The following is an 8,998-nucleotide window of genomic DNA, read 5'->3' as shown; positions in this document are numbered from 1 at the left end:
CGAAAACTATGTTCTGTGGGGTGGTCGTGAGGGCTACGAAACTCTTCTGAACACGGACTTGAAAACCGAATTGGATCACATGGGCCGTTTTTTGAACATGGTCGTAGAGTACAAACACAAGATCGGGTTCAAAGGCGCCATTCTTGTGGAGCCGAAACCTCAGGAGCCTTCCAAGCACCAATACGACTATGACGCAGCTACTTGCATCGGTTTTCTCAGGAAGTATGGGTTGGAGAACGAAGTGAAGCTAAATCTCGAGCAGGGCCACGCGATCCTTGCCGGGCATAGCTTTGAGCATGAAATTGCGGTTGCGGCTGCTGAAGGGATGCTGGGTTCGATTGATATGAACCGCAACGACTACCAATCCGGATGGGATACAGATCAGTTCCCGAACAATACACCGGAAGTTGCCCTAGCTTACTATTACATCCTGAAAGCTGGTGGTTTTACCACCGGCGGCACAAATTTCGACGCCAAAATTCGCCGTCAATCGATTAACGCTGTCGATCTGGTGGCGGCTCACATCGGTGGAATGGACATATGCGCGCGCGGTTTGAAAGCAGCGGCCGCTATGATTGAAGATGGGGGGTTGGAGGACTCACTGACTGAACGGTATTCAGGTTGGAATACACCAGATGCAGCGTCCATGTTGGGCAACAGTCTGGAAGAAATTTCCGCCCGAGATTTACGTGATGGGATAAATCCCGATCCGAAATCAGGCCGACAGGAAATGCTAGAGAATTACGTGAACAGCTTTGTGTAACCGCATTGGTGGGACGCCTCTGGGCGCGATTGACGAAAAATACCCAGAACCAGGCAATTGGCATTGTTTGTTTGATGTCTGGTTTGTCCCGCATCCTGTGTATTCGCAGGCTTCGAGATTTTGCATTTGCAGCGAATGTCCAAAAAAGCGGGCTGCGACCGCAGCACTGCAACCTGCCGCTGGATGTCTCCTATGAGCCGAACTTTCGTCCGACCTGAAGGTGAATTATCGATTAGGTATTTCGTTCCAGGTCAGATTTTGAGCCCGATGCGGGAGTCGAGTTCATTTGGATACGAGCGGGGTTAACCGTTGATCTGTAAACCCTTACTTTTGTTCTTGTAGCCATTAATCCGTTCTTGGGTTTCGGTGGCCTCGCGCTTGAGCCAATCTACGAAACGGCGCAATTGGGGACGCTGCAACGTTTGTTCTCGCAGGTGAATCCGAAAAGGGTTTGGCGCTGAAAGCCCTTTTTCAACAGGATAGGGAAGCACCAAGGACCCTTCTTCCAGATCGTTCTCTATCAAAGAAGCGCCGCAAAGGAGAAAGCCTACATCTTCTCTCACCGCTTCAAGAGCCATCTCCGCTCGCTTGTAATACGGTCCTCGGTCAGCGCCAGTACGTCGCATTCCGAAAGTTTGGAACCATTCTCGAAATCCTGGCCTGTCTTCTTTACTTCTGTGCTCTTCCAAATGAAGAAGCGGCATCCCTTCCATTTCGTGCTCGGTGTCGTAACCGGCTATTCTGCGTAAGTTGTCTGGGCTGCAAACGGGGACGAGATAGTCCGAGAAAAGTGGCTCTCCTTTTTCATATCCGCCATATTCAACACGAATGTCTGGTGCCCCCAACCGCATCGGAACGTCGCCCGCTCCGTTGATGCAAAAGAGAATGTTCGGATGGTTTTCTCTGAATCTCGGTAACCGAGGTGCCAGCCACAGTTCGGACCAATCCGGGTCGCCAACGATGTGAATTTCGCTAACGCGCTGAAAGTCAAGTGTGGCGGATACGCGTTCAAGTGCCGAAAATGCAGTACGAAGATCCGTCACTGCCCCTGCCAGTTCGGGTGTAGGGTGCAAACCTGACCGTCCACGAACCAAAAGGTCTGTTCCAAGGTAGTTTTCCAGCGCCCGGATCCTCTGACCGACAGCAGCTGGGGTGATCCCCAATTCGCTGGCGGCTGCTTTCAGCGAGCCGGTTCGAAGGGCTACTTCGATAGCTTGAAGAGACTTGAGGTGCGTCGCCATAGGAGTTTGATAAAGATTTTCTTTCAAAGGCGCAAATATCTGCACTACTACGCCAGTTATTCTTTAGTACAGCAAAGAAAATTTGGTTCGGATTTTGGAGGTCCAAGTGCCACAATCTCTGCACACGGCAAAACGGAGGTACAGAAATGCTGAAGAGATTTGTAATCGAACGGGACATTCCTGGTATCGGAGATTTTTCGTTGACCGAGCTTTGCGCCGCGTCGCGTGCTTCAAATAAAGCACTTGCCGATGTCGGCCCGTCAATTCAATGGCAACATTCCTATGTTGCCGGAGACAAGACATTTTGCATCTACCTGGCTGAAAGCGAAGCCGAGATTCAGCGGCATTCTGAGTTGTCGGGAATTCCGGTGGGGAAGATAACCGAGGTTCGCCAAATCATCGACCCGCTTACCGCGAACAATTGATGCACATGGCAACTGGCGGTGACCAATCCTAGTTGGTCGCTGCGCGCGAATTGCCGATTTTCTCGTAGCAAAGTAGGCTAGCCCAATCATGGTCGCGATTTGGTTGCGCAATGGTGAATTTGTATCAGCCTTAGTTTCGCAAATCCTGCGAATGGCGGGAAGCCAGTTAGGACAAAATGCGCTGCGAAGAGCCACATCAAATACGTAAAGATCATCGAACTGGTGACCATACGCCTTATTCAATCCAGTAGTTGACCAGTGCGGCTTCCGCAAACTCACCAAGTTGGGGATGGTCACTGAAATAGTACAAAAATCTCAACACGGCCTCGTTCTGCGCAGGCGTCAGTTGGTTGAACTTGGATTTCCTGAACTCGTGCAGCATTTCTTTCGATGTGCCGGGGTCGAGTGCAAGTAGGATGCTTTCATTGGCATATTCCGGACTGTCCGAATTTCGCAGAGTCCAAATCAGATACGCAGGCAAGTAGTACTGAAAGGCCTTGGGGCTGAAAACCGTGGGGGCAGCGTAACCGTATACGATCATGTGATCGGTCATCTCATGCCATTTGACCCCGCCGTAGAATTCAAGAATATCCACGTCATCCAGACATTCGGGGTGAAGTAGTTCATCATCAGCAGGTGGATCAAGGCCGTCAAATGCAGCAATGATCTGTGTTGCAAGATCGTCGGTTGTTGTCGTTACCTTTGGCATGGTGCCACATTAAACTGGCTGAAACCCTGAGATCGAGTGTATCAGCAACAATTCGGATTCGAGTGATTGCGATGGATAACGGACAGAGGCTATTTCAAAACGTCAGTCATGAGTTCCATGACAATTCAATTTACGTCGTAAAATTGGTTTCGCCTGACCAGACAACAATGACTGGGTAAGCGAACTAATATCCCCCCTTCTCGGCCAAAGTAATGGCCCAGTTTTAGGGGCAAATACAAAACCTGTGACCGGCATCACTGACATATGCCCATGAATCAACCAGCCTTACTGCATTGACAATTTTGCGTTCATTTTGGGTTTCGAACGTGTGATTTCACCGGTCCAAGTTTTCTCTGAGGGCCTATCAGTGAAAGGTAATGAGTTATGTCTAGCGATGAATTTCTTTTCGGCTATACCGATGAAGCGGATCCGGAATATGTTGGAGAAAACTTGTACATCTCATCTACAAGCGTGGAGAGGTGGGGTGTAGATGAGGGCTACGCGCCAGAGGTCACAGTTAGCGACGCAAAATTTCAGACGCTGCGCTCAACTGCCTTCGGTATCGAAGACTTACCCAATGAAGTGCCCGCAGAGTACGAATTCACAGGGTTTATGGAAGATGTGTTTTTTTGAATTATCAAATACCAAGCGGTACATATTCAAATGGCCAACAATCACGCTTCAAAGTCAGCCGCAATATTTTGACAACACATAGACGTCGCTGCGAAGGGGATACTTAGGAGCATTTGGAGCAGCTTGTTCCAAAGCCGTCGGACCGAGACTATTGCCGATGCAAGCTGCACCACTCGGCTATTTCGCGCAATCACGTCAGTGTTTGATAGGTGGGGCTGGCCGGGGGGTAGTGCCAGCCCCACCGAGCTAAACCGGGCAGGACTTGCCGCGGTCGTTACGTTGAGAGTTAGCAGTTGAGATTTTTTCTGGCCGGATTCGCAGTGCACTAGCTTTCAGGCGAGGGTAGCGGCCAAAATGAAACCAAGGAATATTGCTGTCAAAGCAACTGAGGCGTTCAATAAGCAATTTAACATCCAATCTCTCATCCCAACACGTCAGAGGTATGTCGCCGTGTCTTTGAACAAGCGACTGGGTCAAGTTGCAACAATCCAGTTTAATGCTTGAAAAACACGCCGTTAACATTCAGTTAACAATCCTTCGGTTCGCGATGCTTTGTTGCCAGCCTTAAATTTGGACAGAAACCAATCTAACCTGCTTCCGCCTGTACTATCAGGGCCGATATCCACCGGTATCAACCGGCGTCCAAAACTCGGAATTGAAACTATCCCCAAGCTAAAATCGCTAAACCCAATAAACGGTGTCGATTGCATAGGGCTTTGAATTAGTGCTCCGCAACTTTAGGGGGCGTTGGAGAAAGTTAACGCCACGTGAACGACGCATTCTCAATTGGTTCAATCTCGCTCAGGTAAATTGGTTTTGCTGGCCTCAATTGTGGCCATGCGTTTATCCAACTATTTTTGGGGGAATATTATGCCGAAATCCAAACTTACGATCATCAGTTTTTTAGCCGCAACCATGGCTTTCTCCGCACCTGTCTACGCAGAGGACGTACCTGATGACCCAGAGCCACCGTCTGAAACCAAGAAGGGTGACAACGGCTGGGGCAACGGTGCCGACACGACAAATGCCGGGAGTTTCTCAGGCGGAACAAGTTCGTCGAAGAGCACAAATGGGGGGTCGCGGAACGACAGAAACTATCCTTCGGCGCTTGATAGGTTCGAAGGGCGGTAACACGAGTAGGATATGGAACATTTGGCGGGCCGTTCCGGTGGCCCGCTTCATTCCTGATAAGAGCAACTAGTTTCTGAAATGTTGTCTATCGCTTCGGTATGCCAGAACCGCGCGTGGTCTCGGTGTATATCTGGAATTCTGACAGTCAATGACATCGAAGCGCGAGTTTGTCCGCATATGCGACTCACTGTCTGAACTGAACGTGTCAATTTTTAAGTGCTTGTTGAGTTAGAGTGCCGGATCGAGTGCGCATTGCCATATTAGACATTGCCACACAAAAACTATGCTCTCGAAGGTGCCAACGAGCAGATGGAACGCTGCCGCCACACAAACGCGAGTTTGTAAGCGGTAGTGAGAGAGGGGCTGGCGAGGGGGTCGATTCCAGCCCCTCTCCGCCGACTTGTAGGCGTGTGTGACATTTCGGCATGGGCCGTGGAGAGCTCTTATGATGATCAACTGAGACCGGATTTGCTTCCAAAAGACTTGGCTAAATCGGCAGAATCACAAACTTGAGCAAGAGATATTGGCCTGTCGGAAATAAATGAAGGCATTGAAAAATGCGGAACGCCGAGTGCCGAATTGCGTTCACTCATCATCAAAGGGATTTAGAACGCATGTGAATGGTGGTGGTGCCTCAAACTGACGCAAATTCCACTTCCCGCGCCAAAGCTATCAGCCGCTCACGCTCAGCCCAAGCGGCTAAATTGGCCTCTGAGATGCGTTTTCGACGGTCTTGTCAGAAGAACTTTGGTTGAGCGGGGCGGGGGTGTTGCGTTGCTTTTGCCTACGCTGTGACCGAGTGTCCGTCGTCAGAGTGGCAGCGATTTCCTACTGCGCATAGCAAAATTAAGCAGTAGCCACCTCATCAAGAGATAGCGCCTCCTGCAGCAACCACTCTCGAACAACACGGACGGCTCGCCGCCGTCCCGCGCGCTGGTTGGTGGCGAGGTAATATCCTCCAAAGGGAATTTCTACGTCGTTAAGGCTCACCAACGCACCTGTCTCAATTTCTGTTTGACAAAGGTGCTTGTCCATCAGAACCGCACCCAGGCCCGCCACTGCCGATTGGATTGAAAGTAGTGCTCCTAATGGATGAGGCAGATCAAGAGTTGGAACCTCTCTTAAACCAGATTTCGAGAACCATTCTGGCCAAAGACGGAATGTTGCCTCTTCGATCAATGGGCCCGTGGCCAGAACTTTAAGGTCGGCCTCAGAACCTATAATTGGTGCAAAGTTTGGCGCGGCAAAAGCTCTGACCAGAGATGGGAACAACAGGTCGTACCCTTCGTCTGGGTGGGTGCGAAGATATCTTAGGCCCAGATCGAAATCGTGCGCCTCAATATCCATGACTTCTGTTGTGATCGAAAGACGTAAGTCTATCTCTGGTTGCGCGGCTTTCAGTCGTGGTAGCCGTGGCACCAACCATTTTTGCGCGACGGCGCTCTCTGTTGTCATGGTAACAACACCTTCGGGCGCAGACGTCAGAGCGTCAGTTGCGATGGCAATTTGGTCAAGAGCAGGCGTGATCTGTCCCAAGTAGATTTGTCCTTGTTCGGTGAGGGCAACACCAGATTTATGCGTCCGGAAAAGATGCACGTTCAATCGCTTTTCCAACCCGCGTATGTGACGGGAAATTGCGGAGTGCGATACGTTCAATTCCTCCGCTGCACGGGTAAAGCTACCCAACCTCCCAGCTGCCTCAAAGGCACGCAGCGGATTTAGGGGAGGTAAGTTTCTTGGCATGATCGATTGTGACTTTTTGGAACAATGGATGTCAAGAAACGGCGTTTGTGGGATGTCAAGATTTTTAAGAAAGTAGGTGCATGACTACTAAAGGAGAGATCCATGAAGTACGCCTATTCTCGTGATTTTGTATCACATCGTGAAGTCCCGGCCTCAGGAGTCAAAAGTGCGGGCTCCTTGTGCGAAAAAGTCAAAGAGTCGCTCCGATTATTGCTAGCAAAGCGAAATGATCCTAACAGAATGAGCAGGGTTGAACGGCAAGATTCCGGATTCTCAGACGCCGAGATCAATTGGTATAACGCCTTACACGGACCTTTGATTAAGTGAGTCAGATGGGCAAACCAGCTTTGTGCAGACCGGTCGCCAGAACTTCGAAATCGTCTCGACACCGCCACATAGATTCATAACCACGCGCAAGAGTGGAGAGATTATCTTTGGGCACTTCGATGCCTCGACTCCCAAATTCGTCATGGCGCTCCGCGATAAATTCCTGCAATGCAGCCGCCGCCTCGGATTGCCGGCCAAGATGCGCGTAAGATGCTGTCACGAATGCCGCAGCTAACGAGTTGAGCCGTGCCTCTCCCATCACAAAGCCGATTGCTTCCTCGTAGTTTCCGCAGAAGAATTCTATCTGCCCCATGATCCAATCGATCGAAGGGGGATGCAACGGATCTAATCGCATCGCTTCCGATACGACCTCTTTCGCCTTTTCGTGCCTCCCCAGCAACAGAAAAGCATAACCGCACCACGCCATGGATTCCGCTTCGTTTTCGATCTGCGATAACGTCTTTTCGAACTGTGCATCAGCTTCGTCCCAGAGACCTGCGCAAAGATAAGCAAAACCCAGTTGGTCTTGAATGTAGACGTCTCGATTGTCCAGTGCGGCGCCTTTTCGGGCGATATGCAGGATGTGATCGGAAGCGTCAGAGTCTGCCAATCCGAGCCAAAGATCGATAACATAGGTGTCTGAGAGGTACATGTAAGACCGAGCGATGGACGGATCGAGCGCAATGGCCCGTTCCAGCAAAGCTCGTGCTTTAGCCGTATCCCTGGCATTTAGGCCATCTCGAAGAGCTTTGCTTCGAAGCATCAGCTCATAGGCCTTCATCTCATCTGCTGGTTTTTGCGATGATCGGTCGGCAACGTTGTGTTGAACACGTCCCGGAAGGACCGCAACGATGTTGCGGGCCACCTCGTCCTGAACGGACAGGACGTCTTCCAACTCGCGATCATATCGTTCTGACCAGAGCTGCGAGCCCGTGCTGGCTTCCGCGAGCTGTACGGAAATCCTTACCCGACTACCGGCCTTTCGAACGCTGCCTACGACGAGATAATCGGCTCCCAATTCTGCTGCGATCTCTGCCGGATCGGTTTCCTGAGTTCTGAAACGGAAAGATGCGTTTCTGGAGACAACCTGAAGAGTACGAAATCGAGACAACCCAGTGATAATGTCTTCCGCGATGCCATCGCTGAAGAATGCCTGCTCCGGGTCGTTACTCAAACTGAGCAGAGGTAAGACTGCGATGGTAGCTTTGCGGGATGTAGCTGCTGGCTTCGCGTCAGGCTGTGCTTGCTCCGCTCCTCCAATGCGCCAGGCCCTAACAGGCTCAGTGATGTTCTTGATGGTATGTGTGCCCGCATCCTCCCACACGACCGAAATGCGGTTGCCAACCACGCGATAGACAGCGTCCGAGACGAGCACACCTCCTGGCGGGGCAAGTTGCTCTAAACGCGAGGCAAGGTTAACACCGGAGCCAAAGACATCATCCTCTTGCTTGAGGATGTCACCAAGATTGATGCCAATGCGGAAAAGCAACGGGTCTGGCTCTTCCAAGGGTGATTGTTGCCATTCAACGGCGCAAGAAACCGCGTCTGAAGCACTAGTGAAGCTGGCCAAAAGGCCATCACCCATTAGTTTGACAATCCGCCCGTGGTGACGATTGATCAGTGGTGCAACTGTACCATCTATGTGAGCGGTTAACGCAGCAAGCGTGCCGGCTTCGTCTCGCTCCATTCGACGAGTATAGCCGACCATATCGGCGACCAGAATTGCCGCAAGCTGTCGCTCCAAAGTTGCCTCCCTTACTCTGCATAACGACCAGCGTGGTATTAGGCCATCGGTAACTGAATGGTCACATCTATTGATCGGAAGAATTGCGCTCGTTGAGAGCGCTCGTCCGGCACCGGCGTACACAAACGCAGCGAATGACCGGAATGCGGGCTGCGACCGCAGAATTTGAAATGTGTGCCGAGAATCTGGTTTGGGCCGATTCCGTTGAAAAACAATGTTTTGCTGACGCAGAAAGTGGTCATCCGAACAGAGTGCGAGCGCCTTTTTATCAGACTTTTCGCG

The 8,998-nt window shown here is 51.0% G+C and carries 8 protein-coding genes; 3 read left to right on the top strand and 5 right to left on the bottom strand.

What is annotated here, in order from left to right; all coding sequences use genetic code 11:
* The coding region (locus ACR0JA_RS23500) for an apurinic/apyrimidinic endonuclease family protein (RefSeq protein WP_480580350.1) at positions 1 to 763 on the top strand (763 nt) is incomplete at its 5' end.
* 302 nt (positions 764 to 1,065) lie between these two features.
* Here ACR0JA_RS23500 and ACR0JA_RS23495 read toward each other — a convergent pair.
* Entirely contained in the window at positions 1,066 to 2,049 is a 984-nt protein-coding gene (locus ACR0JA_RS23495) for a LysR substrate-binding domain-containing protein (RefSeq protein WP_480580347.1), read from the bottom strand.
* A gap of 101 nt (positions 2,050 to 2,150) precedes the next feature.
* Here ACR0JA_RS23495 and ACR0JA_RS23490 point away from each other — a divergent pair, with 101 nt between their 5' ends.
* Positions 2,151 to 2,429 (top strand): DUF4242 domain-containing protein, encoded by a 279-nt coding sequence (locus ACR0JA_RS23490; protein ID WP_480580344.1) that lies wholly within the window; start codon positions 2,151 to 2,153, stop codon positions 2,427 to 2,429.
* Positions 2,430 to 2,664: 235 nt separating this feature from the next.
* On the opposite strand, the gene ACR0JA_RS23485 is transcribed toward ACR0JA_RS23490, so the two are convergent.
* On the bottom strand, positions 2,665 to 3,138 hold the full coding sequence (locus tag ACR0JA_RS23485) for a DUF6714 family protein (protein ID WP_480580341.1): 474 nt from the start codon (positions 3,136 to 3,138) through the stop codon (positions 2,665 to 2,667).
* A gap of 384 nt (positions 3,139 to 3,522) precedes the next feature.
* Between ACR0JA_RS23485 and ACR0JA_RS23480 the strand changes: the two genes are divergently transcribed.
* The gene (locus tag ACR0JA_RS23480) at positions 3,523 to 3,771 is read left to right on the top strand and encodes a hypothetical protein (RefSeq protein WP_480580338.1); all 249 of its coding nucleotides are present in this window, start codon (positions 3,523 to 3,525) and stop codon (positions 3,769 to 3,771) included.
* Positions 3,772 to 5,748: 1,977 nt separating this feature from the next.
* Here ACR0JA_RS23480 and ACR0JA_RS23475 read toward each other — a convergent pair.
* From ACR0JA_RS23475 to ACR0JA_RS23465, 3 genes are all read right to left on the bottom strand, one after another.
* The gene (locus tag ACR0JA_RS23475; RefSeq protein WP_480580335.1) at positions 5,749 to 6,645 is read right to left on the bottom strand and encodes a LysR substrate-binding domain-containing protein; all 897 of its coding nucleotides are present in this window, start codon (positions 6,643 to 6,645) and stop codon (positions 5,749 to 5,751) included.
* Positions 6,646 to 6,973: 328 nt separating this feature from the next.
* A complete protein-coding gene (locus tag ACR0JA_RS23470) occupies positions 6,974 to 8,716 on the bottom strand; it encodes an adenylate/guanylate cyclase domain-containing protein (RefSeq protein ID WP_480580332.1) in 1,743 nt (580 codons plus the stop codon).
* Positions 8,717 to 8,754: 38 nt separating this feature from the next.
* Positions 8,755 to 8,998 (bottom strand): hypothetical protein (locus ACR0JA_RS23465; protein ID WP_480580329.1); only part of this gene is annotated, 244 nt, incomplete at its 5' end.

Source organism: Ruegeria sp. AM4, assembly GCF_056540665.1.
The sequence above is the reverse complement of the archived record's forward strand: the minus strand, read 5'-3'. Positions and strand labels throughout refer to the sequence as shown.

What these genes read in the sequence shown, in the direction of transcription:
- ACR0JA_RS23475 (WP_480580335.1), bottom strand. Translation starts at nt 6,645, where the DNA reads ATGCCAAGAAACTTACCTCCCCTAAATCCGCTGCGTGCCTTTGAGGCA.
- ACR0JA_RS23490 (WP_480580344.1), top strand. Translation starts at nt 2,151, where the DNA reads ATGCTGAAGAGATTTGTAATCGAACGGGACATTCCTGGTATCGGAGAT.
- ACR0JA_RS23485 (WP_480580341.1), bottom strand. Translation starts at nt 3,138, where the DNA reads ATGCCAAAGGTAACGACAACAACCGACGATCTTGCAACACAGATCATT.
- ACR0JA_RS23480 (WP_480580338.1), top strand. Translation starts at nt 3,523, where the DNA reads ATGTCTAGCGATGAATTTCTTTTCGGCTATACCGATGAAGCGGATCCG.